This is a genomic window from Crenobacter sp. CS_VA4 (genome assembly GCF_055597485.1).
Window position 1 is genome coordinate 1 of the sequence record NZ_JBVMAE010000162.1, and the last position, 252, is coordinate 252.

A 252-nucleotide genomic window follows, 5' to 3' on the forward strand; every position below is an offset into this window, starting at 1 on the left:
CTCGAGATGATCGCCTCGGAGAACTTCGTGCTCGTCTCGATCCTGCAGTCGCAGGGCTCGGTGCTCACGAACAAGTACGCCGAGGGCTACCCCGGACGCCGGTACTACGGCGGTTGCGAAGAGGTCGACGTCGCGGAGTCCCTCGCGATCGAGCGGGCGAAAACTCTCTTCGGCGCCGAGTTCGCGAACGTGCAGCCGCACTCCGGTGCGTCGGCGAACGCGGCGGTCCTGCATGCGATCGCGCGCCCCGGC

1 pseudogene is annotated in these 252 nt (G+C 67.9%); it reads left to right on the top strand.

Features of this window, described 5'->3' with window-relative positions:
* A pseudogene (locus ACZ2IA_RS23160) lies at positions 1 to 252 on the top strand (serine hydroxymethyltransferase); the annotation flags it as partial.